This is a genomic window from Actinomycetota bacterium (assembly GCA_035640355.1).
Lineage (GTDB): Bacteria > Actinomycetota > UBA4738 > UBA4738 > HRBIN12 > CALGFI01.
This window is the reverse complement of sequence record DASQWI010000009.1, coordinates 13,348-36,618: the sequence shown is the minus strand read 5'-3', so window position 1 is coordinate 36,618 and position 23,271 is coordinate 13,348. Positions and strand designations below refer to the sequence as shown.

Here is a 23,271-nt window from a genome sequence, read left to right as displayed (position 1 = left end):
TCCGTATGATCCCGGGGGATGATCCGACTCGTCCTGCTCGCACTGATGGTCGCGCTGGCGGCGGGCGTCGTGTGGACGGTCGTCGGCTCGATCCGCGCTCGGCTCCGTCGCCGAGGACCGACGTTCACCCCGCGCCAGCGGAACTACGACTGGGAGCCACGGACGCGGCAGATCGCCCGTCAGATGAAGCTCGGCCCGGGAGAGCCCGAGGATCGCCAGTGGATCACGGCGTTCCTCGACTCGCGCCAAGGTGTCGAGGCGTTCGTCGAGCCGCGAACGGTCATGCATCCGCTCTCCGTGGTCCTGGATGCGGCCGACGGTGAGTGGACCCGCATCGCACTCGCCGACGACCGATTCCTCCGGGACCTCGCCCGCACCCGAGGCCTGAAGGTCAACGACGCGACGCGCGTGGGCTATCCGGAACGCATGCGGCGGTACAAACGACCCGACGCCGAGGTCGACCCGGGCGAAGGCTGAACCGGCTCGCGAGACCCGGCGGAGGTCCTCGCGTTGTCGTTCGCCACGAGGCTTTCCGTGAGCATCCGCTCGATAACGTCGAGCACGCGCCCTCGCTCGGCGATCTGCTCCTCGAGGCGCTCGCGGTGCAGCTCCAGATATCGGTGGACGACCGCCGGGTCGGCCGCCTCCAGGACGGCGCGCACCTCACCCAGCGGCATGTCCTGTCGCAGGAGCACTCGTGCCGCCTTCGAGTTCGGGCCTCGCATCATCCCTCCTCTCTCTTCTGTTACAAGACGAACGCCCGAGCGGCGGCGTGACACCTCGGAGAGGTGTCACAGGACGAGGTGCCATCTCGTCTTGGGTGACAGGATGGCGATCAGGTCTGGCCGGGAGGCGCCCGTGGGCGATCTGTATCAGGAGCTTCGGCCGCTCATGTTCTCGATTGCCTATCGGATGGTGAGCAGCGCCAGCGACGCGGAAGACATCGCCCAGGAGGCCTTCCTCCGGTACCACCGCGAGGTCTCGGCGGGGACCCATGTCGACTCGCCGAAGGCGTACCTGTCGGCGGTCACGACGAGGCTGGCGATCGACCACCTGCGTTCGGCCCGGGTGAGGAGAGAGCGCTACGTCGGAACGTGGCTGCCCGAACCGATCGTGACCGAAGAGGAAGAGGTGGGTGCGCATGCGGAGACGGCCGACTCCCTTTCCATGGCCTTCCTGCTCCTTCTCGAGAATCTCACGCCCGTCGAGCGTGCCGTGTTCCTCCTTCGCGAGGTCTTCGACTACGGCTACGACGAGATCGCGAAGGTCGTCGAGCGGAGCGAGGACAACTGCCGGCAGATCGCCGCTCGGGCCCGACGCCACGTCCAGTCGGAGCGTCCGAGGTTCGAGGCGTCGAGGAAGCGACGCGAGGAGCTCGCGCGGCGATTCTTCGAGGCGACGTGGAACGGCGACGAGGAGGCTCTCCTCGCGCTCCTCTCGGCGGATGTGGTCGCCTATGGCGACGGCGGCGGGAAGGCTCCCGCGCTGCCCAAGCCGGTTCACGGCGCCGAACGTGTTGCTCGCCTGATCCTCTCCGCGAGGTGGCGAGGGCAGCGCGTCGTCGGTGTCAGCGCGATGCGACTGGCGACGATCAACGGCCAGCCGGGCGCGATCCTGTTCGATGCTGCCGGCCAGCCGGTCGTCGCCATCACGCTCGACATCGCCGACGACCGCGTGCAGGCGATGCGCGCCGTCGCGAATCCAGACAAGCTGCGTCACCTGCGAGGCGCCCTCGAGGCCTAGACTCGGCCGCCGTGCCGGCCGAGCGAGCGTTCACGTCGACACGCGTTCGACGTACCCGCGTCGCCTCTCAGCTCCTGCATCGACCGCGACGGATGCACGCCGAAACCGTCGTGGCCCATCTGGTCGGCGTGCAGGCGCAGCAGCTCGGCTCGGCCGGGCTCGCGCTGGCGGCGCGCACCAACGGCCTGACGGAGGACGCGGTCACGGCCGCTCGCGTGGAGGAGCGCTCGATCGTCCTCACGTGGGCCATGCGCGGAACGCTGCATCTCGTCACGGCCGAGGACTTCCACACGTTCGTTCCGCTCGTGACCGAACCGCACGTGGGGCGCTCGCTGCGCCGCTTGCGCGAAGAGGGTGTCCTCCCCGGCGACGTCGAGCGCGCGTGCGACCTGATCGAGCGCATGTTGTCGCGCGACGGCCCGCTGACGAGAGCCGAGATCGCCGCCCGGCTCCGTCGACGTCGCATCCGAACGGACGGCCAGGCGATCGCGCATCTTGTGTGGCTGGCCGCGGCGCAACGAGGCGTGTCCTTCGGGCCCGATCGCGGTGGTGAGCGCACGTTCGTCCTCGCGCGCGACTGGATCGGCGCACCGAGGCGTATCACCGATCACGACGACGCCCTTCGGGAGCTCGCGCTTCGCTACGTGCGCTCGCACGCGCCTGCCACCGCCGACGACTTCTCGGCGTGGTCGGGCCTCCGCTTGCGCGACGCGCGCAAGGCGTGGGCAGCGATCGCCCCCCATGCGACGCATGTCCGAACGCCGTTCGGCGTGATGACGAGCCCGCGACGGCGCCTCGTCGAGGCGCCCGCAGGCGACGTGCGGCTGGTACCGGATCTGGACGAGTACCTCTTGGGATGGCGGGACCGCGGGTTCGCCGTCCCGCCCGAGCATCGACGCGACGTGAACGCCGGCGGCGGCTTCGTCCGCCCCACCGTGCTCCGCGACGGCACGGCGATCGCAACGTGGAGGATCGATCGAACCCCTTCGCGCGTCGTTCTCGACGTCCGTTCGTTCAACCGGCCGACGGCGGCCACGCGGAGAGCCGTCCTCGCCGAAGCGAACAGGCTGAAGGCGTTCCTCCAACGCTCGGTGGACGTTTCGTTCGATTAGCTGAAGCCCGCGTCGGCGCCCGAGGTTGCGCCGAACTCGTGGGCCGTCGGCTCAGACGTTCTCGGGCTGGCGATCGTCGATGCTCGATGGTTCGAGCGCCTCGGCCTGCGACGGCTCGAGGACGTCGAACGAATCGATCTCATCGAGTCGTTCAGACGGAGCCGGCACCTCCGCCGCCGGGAGCCAGAACTCGACGCGCGTCCCGCTTCCGGGGGCGCTTCGAACGGTGCAGCGCCCTCCGACCATCTCCGCGCGCTCTCTCATCGCCGACAGGCCGAGGTGCCCCGGCGCGGAGCGCAGGACCTCCGGCGGGGCGAACCCAACGCCGTCGTCCACGACGCTGACGAGGTAGCCGCCGTCCTGCTCCTCGAGCACGACGCTCACCTTGCTCGCCTGCGCGTGTTTGCGGACGTTCGCCAGAGCCTCCTGCGTGATCCGGTACAGGATCACGCGAAGCTCCTGCGGCGGCTCGCGTTCGAGCCGGTTGTCAACGTCGAACTCCGGTCCGTCGCCGGCCGACTCGAGGTATTCCACGATCGCCCCGCCGACGCCCTCCTCGTCGAGAATCGTCGGCCTGAGCTCGAAGATCATCCCGCGCAGGCTCTTCATGGTCGCGCGAACGTTGTCGGTGAGCTTGTCGAGCGCCGCCGCGTACTCGGCGTCCTGCGTCCGGTTCCGCAACAGCTGCAGCCGCATCGAGGTGGCGGCCATGTTCTGCAACGGTGCGTCGTGGATGTCGTGCGCGACCCGGAGTCGCTCCTCCTCCTGTGCGTTCACCAGCCGCGCGAGGAGCCTTCGTTTCTCGTCGTGGGCGACCCGGAGATCTGAAAGGCTCTCGTTCAGCTCCCTCGTGCGTTCCTGCACCTCGGCCTCGAGGGTCTCGTTGTACGCGACGAGCTTGCGCCGCAGCGTCTCGTTCACCGTGAGCTCGGCTTGCAGCTCGTTGAACAGCCACGTGTTCCGAAGCGCGAGCGCGGCGTGCGAGATGTACTGTTCGACGAGCCGGACGACCCATCGCTTGATGCGGTTCCCCCCGGCGTGCTCGAGGACCACGATGCCGAGTGGCCACTCGCCCGAGAGGTACATGGGGACGACGGCAACGTTCCGCGCGTCCGGGAAGAGCGACGTGAGCACCGGGTCGTTGGCGGGGTCGAACGCGCCCACGAGGACCACGTTCCCCCCATCGAGCGCCCTCGTGACGACCTCGTCCTCCGACGGTGCCGGGACCGTCGCCTCGTTCGCCTCGCGCGACGCGAGGAGCGTGAGCTCCCCACTCGAGGATCCGAACACGGCGCCTCCGGTGAAGCCGAAGACCCGCGAGAGGTCCTCGAGCAGGACTCGGGAGATGACGGTCGCGTCGCCGCTCGCGTCGATCCGACGAACCATCGACGACAGCTCGTCCAGGTCGATCTTCTGCGCGCGGAGCTCACGCTCGTTGATCGAGGAGAATGCAGCGGTGGCGACGGCGACGGCGAGGTTCGCTCCCACCACGAGCATCGCCAGCGACCAGAAGTGCTCTTCTCCCGGAAGCGCGGCCACGGCGGTCTCGCGAATCTCGATTCTGCCCGTGCTTTGCGCGTACGACGTCACGAACAGCAGCAGCGAGTGCCACGCCGCGACCTTGAAGCCGGTGCGATACGACCCCGCGAGCGTGACTGCTGCGATGTGCGCGAGCGCGAGGAATCGCAGCGGGCTGAGGATGCCACCGGTCGAGTACGTGACCCACGCGAGGTAGGCGCCGTCGACCAGGAGCGTTGCACCGATCACGACGAGCGCGAGCCGGCGGCGCGATCCGATGAGAGCAGACGGCGCCAGCGACACCACGAGGTACCCGCCCGTCACCGCCGCGATCGTCGACAGCGAGTCCGTGCGGATCTCGGGAGCGGCGGCCGCGACGCCGACGACCGCGACTGCCGTTGCTGCGCGCAGAACGTTCAGCCAGTTGACCCGTTCGGCGAGCGATGCGAATTCGCTCCGTTCGGCGACCTTCGGCCCGCCGCTGGCCGCCACCCTCATTCGAACGTCAGGACGTCCGGTGTCGTCGTGGCCAGCGCGAGCTTCGGGTCCTTCCTGTCGAGGCGGTTCTGGACGGCGACGAACCCGAGGACCAGCCCCACGAGAACGAGCGGGAATGCGAGCGTACGTGCCAACTCGGGGAGCGATCTCGCGAACGGCCCGAGCGGGTCGAACGGCGAGGCCGAAGCGGTGGGAGTGACGATGACCGTATCGCTTGCCCGCAACGTTTCGGAGACGAGGGCGACCTCTTCCAGGGTCGGCGCCGAGCGATTCGGTCGGTCCGGACGCACGACCGCGGGTTCGGTGTCGGGACGCGAGCCGCTCCCGGACGGATGGTTCGCTCCTTGCTCGGAGTGACCATCCGGCGGTGCAGGCGCGACCGGGTCGAGGGCGTCCACTGTGTCGGCGACGTTGCCCACGGTGTCGTCGACCGTGTCGACGACCTCATCGGGCGTCTTCTTGACCTTGTCGACTGTCTCCTCGACGACGGCGACGACCTGGTCCACCGTCTCATCGACCGTCTCCTCGACGACGGTGACAACGTCGTCCACCGTCTGATCGACCGTCTCCTGGACGGTCGACACCGCGCCGCCTGCCGTTTGTGCCACCGTGTCCACGACGCACGACGTGCCGAGCAAACCGCAGTCCGCCGCCCCGGCTTGGCCTGGCGTGAGCGCGATGAGGAAGGCAGTCATGGTCGACAGCATCGCGACCATGAGCGCTATCCGACGTGCTCCGGATTCCGCGGCGCGTGTCATCGATGGTCTCCCTTGCTCACCCAACTGCCGCGCTCGTTGTTCGCGCGCCCCGCACAGCGAGCGACCACGCATCGTCGATGTCTGCGGGGATGTCGCCGGGGATGCCGATGAAGAAGCCTTGCGCGAACTGGACGCCGATGTCGCGGAGCGTCGCGAGCTCGGCCGCCGTCTCGACGCCCTCGGCGACGACCCGTGCCCCGATCTGCGAGGCGAACGCCGTGATGGCCGTGACGACGGCTCGACGAACCTCGTCCGAGTCGACGTTCCTGATAAGGGTGATGTCGAGCTTCACCAGGTGCGGCGAGAGCAAGACGATATGCCGCAGGCTCGCGAATCCCGCGCCGGCGTCGTCGATGGCGAGGCGAAGCCCGCGGCGGCGAAGGTCTCGCAGCGCCGAGTTCAACTCGGTGTAGTCGTCGACGGGGGCGTGCTCTGTCACCTCGAGCACCAGCCGGTCGAGCGGGACGTCTTTGAGCTCATCGCGAAACGGCTCGGAGCACGCGGAGCTCGGTGACAGGTTCATTGAAACGAAGCACCGCTCGGGGACGTCATCGAGGCGCGACATCGCTGCGCGGACGGCCATCAGCTCAAGCTCCTCGAGAAGGCCAACCGCCGCCGCGTCTGCGAACCACACGTTCGGTGGGCGGTTGGGCTTCATGTCGAACCGTGCGAGCGCCTCCAATCCGGCCACGTACCCGGTGGCGAGGTTCACGATGGGTTGGAAGACCATGTGGATCGCGTTCGCCTCGAGGACGCTCCTGACGCGCGCGAGCCGCTGGTCGTTGCGTGATCCGCCTCGAACGTGGTGGAGCTGCTCCGCCAACGTGTGAGCCAGCTCGTTGGTGACGAGTCCCGAGATGGTCGTTCGCTCGTCCACGCACTGATGGATCGCCTTGACGATCTCCTGCGTCGACTCCCCTTTCACGACGTAGCCGATCGCGCCGGCGCGGAGCATCGCCAGCACCGTGGAGGCGTCCTCGTGTGCCGAAAGGGCGAGCACGTGCGTGGGCGGAGATCGCCGGACGATCTCGCGGGCGGCCCGGACGCCGCCGCCGCCGGGCATCCGCACGTCGACGATCGCGACGTCCGGCTGCTCCCGCGACGCGAGCTCGATCGCCGTGCCTGCGTCGTGGGCCGAGGCGACGACCTCCAGGTCCGGCTCGGCGGCCACGACGGCCGCGAGGGTCTCGACGACCGTCTCCTCGTCGTCGGCGATGAGGATGCTGATCCGATCCATCCCGGTCCTTCCACCTCGGTGGCGCCCGGTTCCTATGAACCGGTTCTATGAAGAGGTATCGGCAGGACTGGTGCAGTAGTCCATCAGTACTTTCTTCGGGTTCACCTGGGGGATTTCCCGAACAGCAACCGACCCTCTCGTGCCTGGAAGTGGGGCGTCCGGCGGGCCACTCGTCCCGAGGTGAGCCGGATCGTGCGAACTTACCCGCGCCGCACCGCGGACCGTTCGAGCACCGCGTCGGAGAAGGGGGGCCACGCGTCGAGCGCCCAGGGCCCGAACTCCCGGTCGGCCATCGCGGCGGCGCCGATTCCGGCGGCGGGATCGACCCACAGGAAGGCGCCCGAACCACCGAAGTGCCCGAACGTCCCCGGCGAGTTCTGCGCCCCCGTCCAGTGCGGTCGTTTGTCGTCGCGGATCTCGAAGGTGAGCCCCCACGGGTTCGGGTCGAACCGCCCGACCTCAGGGAGGACACCCGCGAGCTCCGCGAATTGCGGGCGCGTCGCTTCGCCGAGGGTTTTCTGCGCGACGAGCGTGGGCGAAAGAAGCTCGCGCGCGAAGGACATCAGGTCTCCGACACTGCTCCAGACCTCGTGTGCCGGTGAGCCGCGCAGCTCCGTCTGCTGCATCGCGAGCGGTTGGAGCACTCCTGCGCGGAGGTACTCCTCGAACGCCATCCCCGTACGCCTCGCGAGGTGGTCGGCGAACACCTCGATGCCGGTGTTCGAGTAGATCCGGCGCCGCCCCGGCGGAGAAAGCACCTGGTCACCGTCGAACGCAAGCCCCGACGCATGTGCGAGCAGGTGCCGAACGGTCGAGCCTTCTGGCCCTGCCGGCTCGTCCAGCGCGATGGTGCCTTCCTCGACCGCGACCATCGCCGCCATCCCCACGAAGATCTTTCCGACGGACGCGATGCGCGCGACTCGATCGGGATCGCCCGCAAGGCCGACCGTGGTACGTGCGTCCGTCGCTCCCGCCGACACCGTCTCTACCGGCCAGTCCGAGACGAGCGGCCCGAGGTCGTCCAGGGCTCAGTTCCCGGCCGCGGCGGATGGACGAGGCTGCACCGTCTCGAACTCGACCGAACGGTCCGACGAAGGGGCGAGGATTGATGCGTCGTTCGGTTCCCAAGCGAGCACCACGTGCTCACCCTCCCGTACGTCGGCGGCGAGATCGTTCGACAGGCGGTGTGCGATCAGTCGGGTCCCGAGTGAGGTATCGACGTGGTACTGCGTCAGCGTCCCGAGATACACCACGAGCACGACGTTGCCGTGAAGGCGCGAGCCGAGCCCGTCGTCCCCGGCGCCCCGCGACTCGATGCGGACCCGCTCCGGCCGGACCGCCGCGGTGAGTCGTTCGCCGACCGATGCCCCAAGCGGGGTGGGAACCACGATCCGCTCGCCGTCGCCACGCCGCATGACGGCGGCTCCGTCCCGCACCTCGTCGACTCTGATCTCCATCGCGTTCAGCACACCGACGAAGTCGGCGACGAACGGCGTCGCCGGCCGCTCGTAGATCTCCCTCGGCGACCCGATCTGCTCCACCAGACCCTGGTTCATCACCGCGATGCGGTCCGACATAAGAAGGGCCTCTTCCTGGTCGTGCGTCACGTACACGAACGTCGTTCCGAGCTCGTTCTGGATCAGTTTCAGCTCGAGCTGCATCTGCTTGCGGAGCTTCACGTCGAGCGCGCCGAGCGGCTCGTCGAGCAGGAGCGCCGCGGGCTCGTTCACGAGCGCCCTGGCGAGCGCCACGCGCTGTTGCTGCCCACCGGATAGCTGGCGCGGCCGCCGCTTCTGATACCCGTCCAGTCGAACGGCCTCGAGGATCGTGCGAACGCGTTCGCGCCGGTCGGCCTTCGGCACCTTCTTCAGCTTGAGCCCGTACCCCACGTTGTCCTCCACCGTCATGTGCGGGAACAACGCGTACTGCTGGAAGACCATGTTGACCTCGCGCCGGTTCGGCGGCACGCCGACGACGTCGCGCCCCCGTAGAAAGAGTCGTCCCGAGTCGGGCTCCTCGAATCCCGCGATCATCCGGAGCGTCGTCGTCTTTCCGCACCCCGATGGCCCGAGGAAGGTGAGGAACTCGCCTTCGCGGATGTCGAGCGATACCCCGCGCACGGCCTCCACGTCGCCGAACGACTTCCGAACGTCCTCGAGCGCGATGGCGACACGCGCCTCGCTCATGCCCCGGCTCCTTCCGCTCCGGCAACCTGTTCCTCGAGCCGGCGGTCCGCGATCCGGCGACCGACCTCCGAGCCCACGATCACAATGACCGAGACGACCAGCACGACGACGGCGACGGCGATGACCTGTGGCAACCGCCGCGGCAGCCGCAGCTGCGAGTACAGGTAGATCGGAAACGTCGGCTGGTCGCCCGCGACGAACGACGCGACGACGATCTCATCGAACGAGATCGTGAAGCTGATCAGGAACGACGACAGGATCGCCGGCGCCAGCAACGGAAACGTGATCGTCCGGAACGCGGTGACCGCCGTCGCGCCCAGGTCGCGCGAGGCCTCCTCCAGGAACGCGGGGATCCGCTCGAGCCGTGGCACGAGCGTCAGGATGGCGAACGGCAGCGCCACGACGACGTGCCCGGCGACGATGGTGAGCGGCGACAGCGGCACGCCGAGCGTGTTGAACAGGATGAGCAAGGCGAGACCGAACACGATCAACGGGATCACCAGCGGCGCGAACAGCACGCCCGACACGAGCCCCTTGGCGAAGAAGCGGCGGCGGACCAACACGATCGACGCGGGAATGGCGAGCGCCACGGTGGCGATCGACGTGATGAGCGCCACGTACCCGCTCGTCCGGAGCGCCGAGACCATCACGTCGTTGTCCAGGAACTCCCGGTACCACCGGAGGGTGAACCCCTGCCATGGGAACGAGACGAAGACCCGGTCGTTGAACGAGAACACGACGAGGATCACGATCGGCGCGTACAGGAACGCGACGAGCAGCCCGAAGAAGACCCATAGGCCGCGTCGTCCGTTCGGCGAGACGGCGGAGTTCACTCGGCCACCGTCTGCGGGTTGAGGAACCGCCCGAACAGTACGAACAGCAGCGCCACTACCGCGACCAGGAACACGGCCATCGCGGACCCGAACTGCCAATCCCGCCCCAGCAGGAACGCGCCCTGGATCGCGTTGCCGAACATGAAGTTGTTGACGCCGCCGACGAGCGACGGCGTGACGAACTCGCCGATCGTCGGGATGAACACGAACACGAACGCGGCGATGACTCCGGGCATCGACAGCGGGAACGTAACCGTTCGAAACGTCCGCCACCGGCTCGCGCCGAGGTCGCTCGACGCTTCGAGCAGGGCGTGGTCGAGGCTCTCGAGCGCCACGAAGATCGGTAGCGCAACGAACGGAACCCACGCGTAGGCGAGGACCAGGTAGACGGCGAACCGGCTGTTGAACAGCCAGGGGATCGATTCGCCGCTTCCGATGACGCCGACCGTGCGCAGGAACGAGTTCACCACGCCCTGCTCCTGGAGGATCACGCGCCACGCGAGGACCCGGAGCAGGTAGCTCGTCAGGAATGGCGCGATGATCACCAGGAGGAGCGTGTACTTGCGCGAGCCCGCCACGAGCGCCAGCACGTATGCCACCGGGTAGGCGAGAACGACCGAGATCACCGAGACGACCAGGGCCATCTCGATCGACCTCCAGAACACGCCGAGATAGATCGAGCCGAACAGGAAGTCGCGCCACGGCTGAACGGACAGATACGCATCCCGCGACGTCAACGTCAGCAGCCCGATGCTGTACGCCGCCACGGTGAGAACGGGGATCAGGAAGAACAGGACGAGGTATCCGACCGACGGCGACACGAGCGCGAGCGTGCCGAGCGCGCGCTGATATCGCGTCCCGCGTTGGATCGGCGGGCTCGCCGCGTCGACCGCCGCTTGCGTCGCCACGCGGTCGCCAGCGGCCTACCTCAGGCCGCCTTCACCTCATCCCACGCGCGCTGGTACGCCTGGTTGACGTCCTGGGGGACGTACTGCCCGAAGACGGTCGCCTGAAGCGACCCGATCGGGTCGTCCAGGCCGAACACGTCGACGACCTCCGGATCGATCTGGGCAAGGTCGATGTCGAGGTTGGAGTGTCCATAGCCCCACGTGCTGACGAGCCGCTGTCCCACGTCGGGCGCGGCCCATGCATCGGCGTACTCGTGCGCGTGGAAATAGTTCTCCGACTCGCTGTGCAGGATCAGGCCCTCCGCCCATCCGAGCACGCCCTCGCTCGGCTTGCTGTAGCTGACGGGAACCTCGTCCTTCAGCACGACGTACGTGTCCGGCCACGAGTACGCGGTCCACACCGCACCTGTGCGGACGTTGTCCCACATCTGCGTGTAGTCGGTCCAGATCGAATGGAGGTTCTTCTTCTTGGATATCAGCAGGTTCTTTGATGCCTCGAGGTCCTCGGACGTCATCGCGTTCGGGTCCGATTCGACATCGAGGACCAGTCCGGCGATCGTGAGCATGGCGACGGTGTCCCACCACGAGATGTGACCCTCGTAGGCGTCGTCCAGTAGGTAGTTGTACGAGTTGATATCCGGGTCGACGTGATCGTTTCGGATGATCACGCCCGAGTAGCCCCAGTCGAGCACCACCTCGTACTGCTGGTCCTCCCACATGCCGAGCCGCTGGAGCTCGGGGTTCAGGCTGTCCCAGGTCTGGAGGAGGGACGTGTCCCACGGCTGGATCAGCCCTTCCTCGACGTACTGGGGGAACTCGGTCGACTCGGGGTGGGAGAGGTCCCACGTGTACCCGCCGACCGTTCGCGCGATCGCCTCCTGCGTGTTGGTGAAGAACGCGAATCGAGGTTCCGGGAAGCCGGCCCGTGCATAGTCACGCCACAGCCACTTGGCCTCGTATCCGGCCCACTCGTAGACCTTGAGGGTCCCCGGCTCCTCTTGGATGGGCGGCCGCTCCTCCGGCGCGACCGGCGCGGCTCGCTCGTCGATGTTGCGGCGGCATGCAGCGAGCACCCCCGACCCCAAGAGGCCGGCTGCACCGATCCCCTTCAGGAGCGTGCGGCGTTCCATGGGAAGGCTAAGGAGCGGATCGCGTACGGCCGGCATCGGTACCCCCTCGCGTTCGCGGCTCGGAGCGGAAACTTGCGGCGATGCTAGGTCCGTCCGCTCGCGGCGCGCAAGACGGGGTGCGCGATGCCGAAACGACCGAGCCGTTCCAGCGCCGGTGGGATTCAGACGATGGAAAGCGGTCTCAGGACTGCGCCGGGATCTCCGCCGTCCGACCGTACAGCTCGCCGTAGGCCCACACGTCGATGTCGGGCGGCTCCATCCCGAGCGTCGTGATCGCCGTGCAGATCTGGCTGCGATGATCGGTCCCGTGGTGAAGCGCCTGTGCGATCCGGATCCCTTTCGGCGTGTGGAACTCGGATCCATCCTCCTGCGGGGTGACCTCGACCGCATCGGGGTCGATGTCGCCTTCGATGATGCGGGTCCACGCTTGGCTGTTCCGCTCCATGACGGCGTGGATCTCCGCGAGATTCATCTGCTCCTCGTCGACCCGGAAGGCCGTATCGTCGGTCATCCTGGACAGGTACCACGCATCTGCTCCGACCACGTGGCGCGCTGTGTCGAGGATCGACCCGTACGTTCCCGGAACCGTCGTCGCGAGCTGGTCGGCAGTGAGCTCGAGGCAGACGTCGAGCAATCGGAGCGTCGCCCACACGTGGTGGCCGAACGCGTCGCGTAGGACCGCTCCGTTCACGGGCGCACCGTAACAAACAGACGACGCGCGATTACGAGAGCGATCGAAGGTGAACGGCTAGCGCGCTGAGGTCGCGTTCGCCGAGACCGGCGCTGATGGCCTCATCGACGGCTTCGCGGTTGATCATGGCCTGCTTCAGCGGCAGGCCCACGTCGTCGGCCAGACCGAGGATCAGATCGAGGTCCTTCGCCACCAGCTCGAGGCTAAACGCGACGGGCGTGTCGTCCGGACGTTCGTAGGCAGCGCGCTTGTACAGGACGAACGGCGCCGCCGCCGCCCCCGAGGCGAACACCTCGTACGCCTCCGATCGGTCGACGCCGGCGCGTTCGGCGAGGACCAGCGACTCCGAGAGAGCGACGTTGAGGCCGTGGACGAGCCCGTTGACCGCGAGCTTCATCGTCGCCCCCGCACCGAGGGCGCCGACGTGCAGGATCTTGCCCGCGAGGGCCTCGAGCACGGGACGACCTCGGTCGAGCGTTGCCCCGTCGCCCCCGACCATGATCGTTAGGTTCCCCGCCTCTACGAGCGACACGCTGCCGGAGACCGGCGCGTCGAGGTAGCCGGCGCCCCGAGCGAGCACCCGCTCGCCGACCCGGCGGGTCGTGACGGGGGAGATCGTGCTCATCTCCAACACGACCTGCGACTCATGCAACGCATCGGTCGTCTGCCCAAAGACGGACTCGACCGCGGCGTCGTCCGCGAGGCTGCTGACGACGACATCCGCGTCGCGGATCGCTTCGGTCGGGCTATCGGCGACGTTCGCGCCGGCAGACGCTGCCACGTGCGCGACCTTTCCGCTCGATCGATTCCACGCCACGACGTCGAAGCCGGCGCGCGACAGCGTTCCGACCATGGCGCCGCCCATCCGTCCGGTGCCCAGAACGGCGACGGTGGTCATGTGCCTACAGAGGAAGAGACCAGCCGGCGTCCACCCTGAGCTCCGCGCCGACGATCGAGGGGTTCTCCAGCATCATGACGGCCGCGTCGACGATGTCCTGCATCTGAACCAGACGCCCGGTCGTCGTTCGTGCGCGATGTCCGTGGAGCGCTTCGGTCTTCCCACCCCAGAACGGGCTGTCTTCAACGATTCCCGGATGGATCGCGTTCACTCGGATCGGCGCGAGCTCGAATGTGAGCGACCGCACGAGGCCGTCGACGCCATGGTTGATCGTCGTGACCGTCATCGAGCCGGGGTAGGGGTGTTCCTTCGCCAGCCCGCCGAAGATGAGGATGGACGAGTCGTCTCGGAGCCGATCCATCAGCACGTGCACGACCTCGGTGTAGCCGACGAGCTTGAGGGTCACCAGTCGGATGGCCGCGTCCACGTCGTAATCGCGCATCGTGTTCTGGTCGCGCTGGACGCCGGCGAGCACGAGCCGGTGGACCTCGCCGACACCGCGGAGCGCGTCCGCGATCTCGTTCGGCCGCGACAGGTCGAGTGCGACCCCCGTCGTCTTCCCGCCGAGCTCATCGGCGACCTCTTTCACGCGCGCCTCGTCGCGTCCGGTGATCACCACATCGCGGTCGGCATCCGCATAGTGGCGAGCCACCTCCTTGCCCAGACCGGCCGTCGCACCGACGACCACCACCACGCCATCGCTCATTCCCGCACCGCCTCCGTCAGTTCGGTCAGCGCCTGTTGCAGGTAATCCCAGTCGCGCGCGAATCGGTACGAGTGCCTGGCCGGTGGCTGCGGCGCCTGCGTCTCGAGCCATCGCACAGTTCCGGGTCCAGGGTTCGTGAACGAATGCACGCATCCCACGCCCGCCCATGCGACGTCACCGGGCTCGAGCCGGTACTGAGCGCCGTCGAACGTCGCGTCGACCAGGCCGTCCAGGATCAAGTAGGTCTCCTCGAGCGGGTGGTCGTGCGGGCCGACGACACCGCGCGTCTCGTACTGCACCATGAACATCGTCGACAGGTTCGCGCCGAGATCGGTGTCCACCATCATCTTCACGGTGATGCCGCTGTACACGAGCAGAGCCGTCCGCATGCTCGCGGAGAGGGCCAGCATCTCCTGACGTTGGTTCCCCACGTCCATGTTCGCGGGGTCGATGTGACCGAACGAACGCGTTCGCGGATCGCGCGGATCGACGGGCACGGGGTCGGCGTCGGCGAGCTCCGGGACGAAGTAGGTGTCGCCGTGATGCGCGCGCCGGGGGACCGGGGCCGTCATCGCGGCCCAGCGCGCCGTCGTCGTCCCTTCGTTCCGCAATGCGTGCGTGATGCCGACGGGGATCACGCCGTAATCGCCCGGTCGCATGAGCACGGCCGCGCCGGGAGTCCGCCACACGACCTCGCCCTCCAGGACGTAGAGGCTCTCTTCGAATGAGTGAACGTGTGGGTCGATACGGCCGCCCGGGTCCATCTCGCCGAGGGCGAACCCAGTGTGAACCGATCCGGCGGTCTCGTCGACGACCGTCCACCTCCGGAATCCTTGAACGTGCGGCTCGTACAGCGGAGGGACGTCGTACGTGGCGTCCGCGCGGCTCCGGACAACGTGGCTCGGGCTCACGAGCGCTTCCCCCTGGCGGACCGGCCTCGATGGGGTCGTCATCCCATCGACGCCTCGACCCGTTCCACGATCACGTCGGTTGACGGGATCGCCAGGTCCTCGAGCGCGTCGGTGGAGGGCAGCGGGATGTGCGGTGTCGTGATACGGACGACAGGACCGTCGAGGTCGTAGAAGACCTCTTCCGCGACGATCGATGCGACCTCTGCGCCCCACCCGCAGAGCCGCGGGCTCTCCTCGACGGTCACGAACCGCCCGGTCTTGGACGTCGACGCGAGGATCGACTGGGTGTCGAGCGGGACGAGCGAACGTACGTCGATGACCTCGGCGCCGATGCCGTCCGCAGCGAGTCGTTCGGCAGCCTCCATCGCTCGATGGACCATCGAGCCCAGCGCGCAGATCGTCACGTCGGATCCCTCGCGACGCACGGTGGCCGCGCCGAGCCGGTCGACGATCTCGCCGTCGGGAACGTCGGCCTTCATCGCGTACAGCGCTTTCGGCTCGACGACGATCACCGGATCGGGATCGCGAACGGCCGCGGCGAACAGCCCGATCATGTCGGTTGGGTTCGACGGGACGACGACCTTGAGTCCCGGGATCGCCATCGCCCATGCCTCGGCGCTCTGCGAGTGCTGAGCGCCGAAGCGGACGCCGCCGCCGTTCGCCGTCCGGATCACCAGCGGAAGGGCGACCTGTCCATTCGTCATGTACCGCGTCTTCGCGATCTGATTGGCGATCATGTCCCAGCACACGGCGAAGAAGTCACTGAACATGATCTCTGCGATCGGTCGGAGGCCGTTCATGGCTCCGCCCATCACGGCGCCGACGATCGCCTGTTCGGAGATCGGTGTGTCCCGAACGCGACGCGGACCGAACCGCTCGAGCAGTCCCTCCGTCGTCTTGAAGACTCCGCCCGCTGCCGCGACGTCCTCGCCAATGAAGTAGACGGTTTCGTCGCGCTCCATCTCCTGCGCGATCGCGCGTGAGACCGCCTCTCGGTAGGTCAGTTCCGCCACTCGGAACCTCCGTCCGCCCACAGCTCGGTGAGGAGCGTCGAGCGGTCGGGCGGCGGCCCCGCCTGCGCCTCCGCGGTGGCGTCGTCGACGACGCGCTCGGCCGCGCGATCGATCCCGTCGAGCGTGCTCGCGTCGACGCCGTCGGTAATCAATCGCTCGCGGAGCGAGGGGATCGGATCGCGGGCCACCCACTCGGCGACCTCCTCTTCCGGCCGGTACTTGGCGGGGTCCGCGCGCGAATGGCCACCGTGGCGGTACGTCCGCGCCTCCACCAACGACGGACCGTCCCCGCTCCGAGCGAGGTCCACCGTTCGCCGGGCGACCGCGTGCATCTGGTCGGGGTCGTTGCCGTCGACGAGGATCGGCTCGAGGGCGTACGCGCTCGCGCGGTCGGCGGCCGGGTTCTCGACGGCCGTCACCGAACGGATCGGCGTGTACTCCATGTACAGGTTGTTCTCGCAGACGAACACAACCGGGAGTTTCCACACCACGGCGAAGTTGAGCGCCTCGTGGAACGCGCCGATGTTGGTCGTCCCGTCACCGAAGAAGCACACGACGACCTGTCCAGTCTCCCGTTCCTTCGCCGCCCACGCCGCGCCGGCGGCGATCGGCATGTGCGCGCCGACGATCGCGTAGGACCCCATCGCGCCCTTCGACACATCGGTGAGGTGCATCGAGCCGCCCTTACCGCCGCAGATACCGTTCGCCCTGCCGAGCAGCTCGGCCATGAGGGCGGACATCGGTGCACCGCGGAGCAGCGTGTGGACGTGACCGCGATACGTGCAGTACACGAGGTCGTTCGGCTGCAGGACCGCCGCGTAGCCGGCGGCGATCGCCTCCTGACCGAGCGCCAGGTGCGATGTGCCTTTGACCAGCCCTTGCAGGAACAGGTCGTGCACGCGCCGCTCGAACAGACGAGCCTCGACCATCATCCGGTAGATATCGAGCCGAACGGCTTCGTCGGTCCGCGGCTTGTCGCTGCGAGAGCGAAGGGCCTTGCTCATGTCAGTACTCGTTGGCGACCATCAGCTCTTCGCACGGGAACAGCGTGATGACCTTGGGGCCCGACTCGGTCACCACGACCTCTTCCTCGATCCGCGCCGCCGATCGCCCATCGGTTGCCGGGCAGTACGTCTCGAGGGCGAAGAGCATGCCCTCCCTGAGCTCGATCGGTTCCTCGAACGAGTTCAACCGGCTGATGATCGGACGCTCGTGGAGGCCGACGCCGACCCCGTGCCCGAACTGCAGGCCGAACGCGTCGAACTCGTCCTTGAACCCGAACTCCTCCGCCTTCGGCCACACCGCCGCGATCTGATCGGTCGTGTTGCCCGGCTTCACCAGGTCGATGGCCGCGTCCATCCACTCGCGCGAGCGGGTGAACGCGTCGCGCTGGGCTTGCGTCGCACGACCGACGACGAACGTGCGGTAGTAACAGGTCCGGTAGCCGTTGTTCACGTGGATGATGTCGAAGTACGCCTGGTCGCCGGGGCGGATCAGCCGGTCCGAGAAGACGTGGGGGTGCGGGCTGCAGCGCTCGCCGGCGATCGAGTTGATGGCTTCGACGAACTCCGAGCCCATCTCGAAGAGGCGGGCATGCGCGAGTGCAACGACGTCGCTCTCGCGCACGCCCGGCTTCAGGAACTCGAAGATGTCCTGGTAGACGCCGTCGACCATTGCGCAGGCCTGCGTAAGCAGCGTGATCTCGTCGGGGCTCTTGATCTCCCTCGCGAGCATCATCGCCTGTTGGCCGTCGCGGACATCGATCCCGGCCCGCTGCAGCTCGAGGAACACCGACGTCTCGGCCACGTCGACCCCCAGGGGCATGTCGCCGACCCCGTTGTCCTTGAGCACCGACCGGATCTCCTCGGCGGCGCGGCGTTGCAGCCCGACAGCCGGCGAGATCGCGCCCTGCAGCCCGGTATTCCCGCCGACGGCGTTCGTCTCGTCGTACAGCTGCGGCAGCTGCAATCGGTGCGCGCGTGCCGCCGATCCGAAGTCCCAGATGCGCGGCGGACCCGTGCGCGTCACGAGCGCGTACCGTTCGCCTTTGTTGAATGCCCAGTACCCGATGTGGGTGCTCGTCGCGTAGCGGATGTTGCTGGTCTCGAACAGCAGGACGGCGCCCAGGTCGGAGGCGTCGAGCTGCTCGCGGACGCGCGACAGCCGGTACTCGCGGAGGCGCCCGAAGTCGACGCGGTTCTCCCAATCGACGCCGTGAAGACCCGGCGATGGCGTCGTCGCAACGGGGAATCCATCCATGCCCGGCACCTCCCTCGAGCGTCCGGCCGGCGCGTACCGGAAAGCGGGACTGCACGATATTGGGCCGGAGCGTCCCACGTCATCCGGCCCACCCGCAAGTCACCGGCTGCATCGTCCAGTGATACGCGACGGTCGTTCAGCACGAGTGGAAGGAATGTCGCGTGTTAGGGTGCGCGGAAGGCAGGGGGGATGTGTGACGGGTGAGCTTGGCGAGATCGGTTCACGCCTTCGCGAGGAGCGGGAACGCGTCAGGATCAGCCAGCGCGAGCTCGCACGACGACTCGGCGTCTCGGCCAGCCTGATATCGCAGATCGAATCCGGACAATCCAAGCCCTCGGTCAGCACGCTGTACGCGATCGTCTCGGAGCTCGGCGTCTCGCTCGATCACGTGTTTCAAGTCCATCGCCACGAGGCGGCCGTGGCGATCGCCGGCGGGACTACGACAGTTGAGGGATCGGCGCCGGGATCGGTGGTGCGCTCGGAGGAGCGACACGCGCTCGACCTGGCCTCCGGCGTCCGGTGGGAGCGTCTCACCAGCGACGACGAGGACGTCGACTTTCTCCATGTGATCTACGACGTTGGAGGGTCGTCGTCTCCCGACGACCGGCTCATGCGACACCCCGGACGAGAGTACGGCTACATCATCTCCGGACGGCTCGGCGTCCAGCTCACGTTCGAGCGGCACGAGCTCGGACCGGGCGACTCGATCTCCTTCGAGTCCACGCAGCCGCATCGGCTGTGGAACCTCGGCGACGAGCCGGTCCACGGGATCTGGTTCGTCGTTGGTCGCGACGGCTGACCGTAACTCGCTTCGACATCCCGCGCGAAAGAGCGTGGCCGCGCGGTGTGCAGCAACGCTGTTCCCATCGTGCTCCCGCTGACGTTGATCGCCTGCGTCAGGCACGGTTCCGGGCGGCAGGGGTCCCTGGCGCGCCCGGAGGAAGATGTGTAGCGTTGCTGAACGGTGGGGGGGCACTCGGTCGTCACTAAGGGCTGTCGCGGCGGAATAGCGCCGGAGTTTGACGTCCGCGGTCATCGGTCCCATCAGGTCCGATCCCCATCCACGCAGTGACGAGCCGCACCCTGCTCCGCGGCGGATGCGTCCTCACGCTCGGGAAGAAGACGCCGAACTTCGCCACCGCCGACGTGCTGATCGAGGACGGCCGGATCGCCGAGGTCGGCTCCGGCGTTCGCGCCCGCGATGCCGAGAACGTCGACGCCAGCGAAACGATCGTCATGCCGGGCTTCGTCGACACCCACCGCCACACGTGGCGGTCGTTGTTCAGGAACCTGGGCGACGCGTCGACGAACGGCGCGGTCGTGGACCCAGCGAAGCTCGGCGGTCAACTCCAACCCGATGACGTGTACGCGGCGACGCTTGTCGGCTTGCTGGGCGCGGTCGAAGCCGGGATCACCACGGTGGTCGACTGGTCGGATCTCCCGGTCGACCCGGCGCTCGCCGCCGCAGCGCTTCAGGCTCACGCCGACGCGGGCGCGCGAACCGTGTTCGTTCGCGGTCTCGTCGAGGCTTCGAACGGCGGCCTGCGCATGCCGACCCGAGCCGGCATCACGCGCATGCGTGAGGAAGTGGGACCGAGGACGACGATCGCCCTCGGGCTCGACCTGACCTCGGACGGTGTCCGTTCTGACGGCGATCCGGTGGCGCTCTCGCGTGAACTCGGAATGCGCATCCACATCCACGGCGGCTCGAACGTTCCCGGATCAAACGCCATCGCACGGCTGGCAGAGCGAGGCGTGCTGGGATCGGACGTGACGCTCGTTCACCCGTTCGGGCTCGATGACGCGGCGGCGAGGGCGCTGGCGTCGTCCGGCACGTCCGTCTCGGTGACGCCGTCGAGCGAGATGGCCGGTGGACTCAGGGCGCCGCCCATCCAATTGCTGATCGATCACGACGTCCGGCCGGCCCTTGGCGTGGACGACGAGCGCGTCGCCCCCGGGGACCTGTTCGCGCAGATGCGCGAGACGATTTCCCTGCAACACGCCGTCGTGTTCGACCGAAAGCTCGCGGGGAAGGCCGCGCTTCCGAAATTGATGAGCACTCGCGACGTCATCCGGTTCGCGACGATCGATGGAGCGGTGGCGGCCGGGCTGCACACGGTCACAGGATCGCTCGAGCCTGGCAAGCAGGCCGACGTTGTCGTTCTCCGGACAGACCGGCCGAACATCTACCCGATCAACGACCCCATCGGTGCGGTGGTGTGGGGGATGGATACGTCGAACGTTGGCTGGGTCTTCGCCGCGGGACGCGCGCTGGTGCGGGACGGAGTCCTCGACGCCGATGTCGAGCGCGCCCGCGCGTTGGCCATGTCCGCCCGAGAGCGTGTCGCAACCGCCGGGGTTCTCGTCGTGCGTTCTGGGGCGGGAGGTGACGGATGATCGAGCAGCGCAAGCCGACACCCTCGTCCGCGTTGACGTCGTTCGTCGTGGCGTCCCGGTACTTGCCCGTGTACATCGCGCTCCTCGTGCTCGTGATCGTCGCCTCGATCTGGGCTCCAGCCACACTCGGTCGTGTCGCCGTCCGTGCCATCGCTCCTTATGGAGCGGTCCTGGGCATCGTTGCCCTTGGTCAGATGTTGGTCGTCATGACCGGCGGGATCGACCTCAGCGTCCCAGGCACGATGAGTCTGGCGGCCGTCATCATGGTCGGTGTCGGGGACGGCTCGAACGAGAACATCGTGGTCGCCGTTGTCACCGCGATCGCCGTCGCAGCGACGATCGGACTCGTCAACGGCATCCTGATCGGCGGGTTCAAGCTGAACGCCCTCATCACCACGCTCGCCGTGGGTCTCATCGTGATCGGCGTGGTGAACCGCTACGGAGGTACCTTCCCGGTTTCAAGCCCCGTGCCACGCGGTCTCTCCGAGTGGACATCCAACCGCATCCTCGGCGTGAGCCCTGTGTTCTGGGGTGGCGCCGCGCTCACCATCGTCCTGATCCTCGGCCTTCGCTATACGGCGATCGGTCGAAGGTTCCAAGTGGTGGGGGCCAACCCGGTGGCCTCCCACGTGGTCGGGGTCAGGGTGAACTTGAACCAGATCCTGGTCTACGTCGTGGCCGCCGTCTTCTATGCGCTTGCGGGAGTCGCGCTCGCAGGACTGCTGCGCACTCCCGGGGTCGCGGTCGGAAGGTTGTATCTCCTCGGCCCGATCGCTGCAGTGGTGATCGGAGGCGCCTCCCTCACCGGAGGGCTGGCAAGCCCGTTGTCGACGTTCGTCGCCGCGATCTTCCTCACCGGTCTCAACCAGATGTTGCGAACGATGGGCCTGCCCACGTCGCTCCAATTCGTGGTGTTCGGACTGGTGATCATCGGCGGCATGCTCGTCTCGGGAGATCGCATCATCCGCGGTGTCGAGCAGGTGCTTCGAGAACGGAGACGCCCGGATGCCTCGCAGCCGCCGGCCGTCCATCGTTCGGATTGACCAACGGCCAAGAAGGGGGGGACATGTGACGAACACGATCGATCCCCGACGGAGATCGGCCCATTCAGGGAGGAGGAACATGCACCGGATCAGGATCGCCGCGGTCATCGCGGCACTTGCGTTGGTGGCGGCCGCGTGCGGTGGGGGCGATGACGATGACGGGACACCCACGGGACCCGCACAAACTGGCACCGCCACCGGCGCCACCGGACCACTTGCGGAGTTCGGCGAGAGCACCGATGCCGACACCGCGTTGATCGACAAGGCGCTTGGCCCCGTGGAACCGTCGGACGAGGCGAGCTGGAACATCATCTTGGCGTCCGTGGCCAGGGCCGATCAGGACCTCGATCAAGCCACCATCGACAAGGCGATGGAGTGTTGGAACAACCAGGAGTGCGACACGGGAACCGGCGGTGACCTGATCATGGGCTACGCCGACGGCGGCGGAGACACAGTGAACGTGTGGCGCGCCGTGAGCCACATGGAGGCTATCCTCCAGGCGCTGACCTACGACGAGATCGGGACCATCGTCTCCACCGAGGCCGATTTCGACCCCGACCCCGCCGTCCACGCCAACGACATACGGTTCCTGATCCAGCGAGGGGTCGACTTCATCGTCGGTTATCCCGACATGGGTATCGCCATCGCCGACGCCATCAAGGAGGCCGACGACGCCGGCATCCCGTACGTTCCGTTCTCCGCGGGCTGGGTCGGTCTTCCCGGTCAAGAAGGGGCGCTCACTCCCGGCGAGGACTACCTCAGCGTCGTGGGAGAGGATCTGTGTGCCCTCGGCAACAGCTTCGCCGAGGTCCTCAACGAGGGTGTCGGCAACGGCGAAGTGGCGCTCCTCGGAGGAACCCCCGGCAACGCGCTGTCGCTCGGCTGGCAACAGTGCGCGGTGGACGCCCTTGCCGATGGCGTCGACCTGGTCAACCCGCCGGCCAACGAGAACAGCACGACCGGTGATACCAGTTGGTTCCCACCGGCGATCCCCGGTGTCTATCAAGGGTTGCTGACGACGAACCCCGACATCAGAGGTTGGGCCTACGAGTACGCCGACGGTATGTACATCGGCCTGCAGACCTACGAGGACCTCGGGATCCCGGTCAAGAACCTGACCGTCGCGTTGCGCACGGACGAGCAGAACCTGTTCTGTGACTGGGCGGAGCGGGACGAGCCCTCCTACAACATCTTCTACTCGGCGGGAGGGAACTTCCAATCACGGATCGGCGTCACCGCGGCGATGATGTCGCTCAAGGGAGCCGAGATCCCGGCGGAGGTCGTCGTGCCACACGTGATGCGGCAGGTGACGGAGGACGACTGCGATCCCAACCGTGTCCACGAGGCCGTTTCGGGCACGTCGCTGGTTCCGGATCCGGTCCTGCAGCTGATGTTCGGCGGCTGACTTGGAGAAAGGCGATACCGGAGGA

General features: G+C 67.6%; 23 protein-coding genes. 7 read left to right on the top strand and 16 right to left on the bottom strand.

All coding sequences use genetic code 11. The features are described 5' to 3' along the window. Positions 1–18 precede the first annotated feature (18 nt). Positions 19–477 (top strand): hypothetical protein, encoded by a 459-nt coding sequence (locus VFA08_04655; GenBank protein ID HYZ12880.1) that lies wholly within the window; start codon positions 19–21, stop codon positions 475–477. Here the strand turns inward: VFA08_04655 and VFA08_04650 are convergent. Then, on the bottom strand, positions 414–728 hold the full coding sequence (locus VFA08_04650) for a hypothetical protein (GenBank protein HYZ12879.1): 315 nt from the start codon (positions 726–728) through the stop codon (positions 414–416). The genes VFA08_04655 and VFA08_04650 overlap by 64 nt on opposite strands. Before the next feature lie 100 nt (positions 729–828). Between VFA08_04650 and VFA08_04645 the strand changes: the two genes are divergently transcribed. Both VFA08_04645 and VFA08_04640 read left to right on the top strand, forming a co-directional pair. Next, a complete protein-coding gene (locus tag VFA08_04645) occupies positions 829–1,743 on the top strand; it encodes an RNA polymerase sigma-70 factor (protein HYZ12878.1) in 915 nt (304 codons plus the stop codon). Between the two features lie 11 nt (positions 1,744–1,754). Beyond that, entirely contained in the window at positions 1,755–2,855 is a 1,101-nt protein-coding gene (locus VFA08_04640; protein ID HYZ12877.1) for a winged helix DNA-binding domain-containing protein, read from the top strand. Between the two features lie 51 nt (positions 2,856–2,906). Here the strand turns inward: VFA08_04640 and VFA08_04635 are convergent, their stop codons facing one another. The 15 genes from VFA08_04635 to VFA08_04565 form a co-directional block, all read right to left on the bottom strand. Beyond that, positions 2,907–4,871, bottom strand: coding sequence for a GAF domain-containing sensor histidine kinase (locus VFA08_04635; GenBank protein HYZ12876.1), 1,965 nt, complete (start codon positions 4,869–4,871; stop codon positions 2,907–2,909). Further along, complete coding sequence (locus VFA08_04630) at positions 4,868–5,566, bottom strand: hypothetical protein (protein HYZ12875.1); 699 nt, start codon at positions 5,564–5,566, stop codon at positions 4,868–4,870. Before VFA08_04630 ends, VFA08_04635 begins: the two co-directional genes overlap by 4 nt. Before the next feature lie 79 nt (positions 5,567–5,645). Next, complete coding sequence (locus tag VFA08_04625; protein HYZ12874.1) at positions 5,646–6,866, bottom strand: EAL domain-containing protein; 1,221 nt, start codon at positions 6,864–6,866, stop codon at positions 5,646–5,648. A gap of 200 nt (positions 6,867–7,066) precedes the next feature. Beyond that, positions 7,067–7,846 (bottom strand): serine hydrolase domain-containing protein, encoded by a 780-nt coding sequence (locus VFA08_04620; protein HYZ12873.1) that lies wholly within the window; start codon positions 7,844–7,846, stop codon positions 7,067–7,069. 48 nt (positions 7,847–7,894) lie between these two features. Further along, positions 7,895–9,052: an ABC transporter ATP-binding protein gene (locus VFA08_04615; protein ID HYZ12872.1), complete on the bottom strand. Its 1,158-nt coding sequence runs from the start codon at positions 9,050–9,052 to the stop codon at positions 7,895–7,897. Next, positions 9,049–9,885 (bottom strand): ABC transporter permease, encoded by an 837-nt coding sequence (locus tag VFA08_04610; protein HYZ12871.1) that lies wholly within the window; start codon positions 9,883–9,885, stop codon positions 9,049–9,051. Before VFA08_04610 ends, VFA08_04615 begins: the two co-directional genes overlap by 4 nt. Continuing rightward, on the bottom strand, positions 9,882–10,793 hold the full coding sequence (locus VFA08_04605) for an ABC transporter permease (protein HYZ12870.1): 912 nt from the start codon (positions 10,791–10,793) through the stop codon (positions 9,882–9,884). Before VFA08_04605 ends, VFA08_04610 begins: the two co-directional genes overlap by 4 nt. Positions 10,794–10,813: 20 nt before the next feature. Then, a complete protein-coding gene (locus VFA08_04600) occupies positions 10,814–11,959 on the bottom strand; it encodes an extracellular solute-binding protein (protein ID HYZ12869.1) in 1,146 nt (381 codons plus the stop codon). Positions 11,960–12,104: 145 nt separating this feature from the next. Then, positions 12,105–12,614, bottom strand: a complete 510-nt coding sequence (locus tag VFA08_04595) for a DinB family protein (protein HYZ12868.1) — start codon at positions 12,612–12,614, stop codon at positions 12,105–12,107. Between the two features lie 31 nt (positions 12,615–12,645). Continuing rightward, the gene (locus tag VFA08_04590) at positions 12,646–13,512 is read right to left on the bottom strand and encodes an NAD(P)-dependent oxidoreductase (GenBank protein HYZ12867.1); all 867 of its coding nucleotides are present in this window, start codon (positions 13,510–13,512) and stop codon (positions 12,646–12,648) included. Positions 13,513–13,516: 4 nt separating this feature from the next. Continuing rightward, positions 13,517–14,218, bottom strand: a complete 702-nt coding sequence (locus tag VFA08_04585; protein HYZ12866.1) for an SDR family oxidoreductase — start codon at positions 14,216–14,218, stop codon at positions 13,517–13,519. Next, a complete protein-coding gene (locus VFA08_04580) occupies positions 14,215–15,171 on the bottom strand; it encodes a cupin domain-containing protein (protein HYZ12865.1) in 957 nt (318 codons plus the stop codon). Before VFA08_04580 ends, VFA08_04585 begins: the two co-directional genes overlap by 4 nt. Continuing rightward, positions 15,168–16,142, bottom strand: a complete 975-nt coding sequence (locus VFA08_04575) for an alpha-ketoacid dehydrogenase subunit beta (protein HYZ12864.1) — start codon at positions 16,140–16,142, stop codon at positions 15,168–15,170. Before VFA08_04575 ends, VFA08_04580 begins: the two co-directional genes overlap by 4 nt. After that, a complete protein-coding gene (locus VFA08_04570) occupies positions 16,130–17,146 on the bottom strand; it encodes a thiamine pyrophosphate-dependent dehydrogenase E1 component subunit alpha (GenBank protein HYZ12863.1) in 1,017 nt (338 codons plus the stop codon). Before VFA08_04570 ends, VFA08_04575 begins: the two co-directional genes overlap by 13 nt. Position 17,147: 1 nt before the next feature. Next, on the bottom strand, positions 17,148–18,401 hold the full coding sequence (locus VFA08_04565; protein ID HYZ12862.1) for a Xaa-Pro peptidase family protein: 1,254 nt from the start codon (positions 18,399–18,401) through the stop codon (positions 17,148–17,150). 193 nt (positions 18,402–18,594) lie between these two features. Here VFA08_04565 and VFA08_04560 point away from each other — a divergent pair, with 193 nt between their 5' ends. The 4 genes from VFA08_04560 (at position 18,595) to VFA08_04545 (ending at position 23,246) form a co-directional block, all read left to right on the top strand. After that, positions 18,595–19,200, top strand: coding sequence for an XRE family transcriptional regulator (locus tag VFA08_04560; protein ID HYZ12861.1), 606 nt, complete (start codon positions 18,595–18,597; stop codon positions 19,198–19,200). A gap of 269 nt (positions 19,201–19,469) precedes the next feature. After that, on the top strand, positions 19,470–20,798 hold the full coding sequence (locus tag VFA08_04555) for an amidohydrolase family protein (protein HYZ12860.1): 1,329 nt from the start codon (positions 19,470–19,472) through the stop codon (positions 20,796–20,798). Next, complete coding sequence (locus VFA08_04550) at positions 20,795–21,841, top strand: ABC transporter permease (GenBank protein ID HYZ12859.1); 1,047 nt, start codon at positions 20,795–20,797, stop codon at positions 21,839–21,841. The genes VFA08_04555 and VFA08_04550 overlap by 4 nt, the downstream gene beginning before the upstream one ends. Positions 21,842–21,920: 79 nt before the next feature. Beyond that, a complete protein-coding gene (locus VFA08_04545) occupies positions 21,921–23,246 on the top strand; it encodes a substrate-binding domain-containing protein (protein HYZ12858.1) in 1,326 nt (441 codons plus the stop codon). The last annotated feature ends 25 nt before the right edge of the window (positions 23,247–23,271 follow it).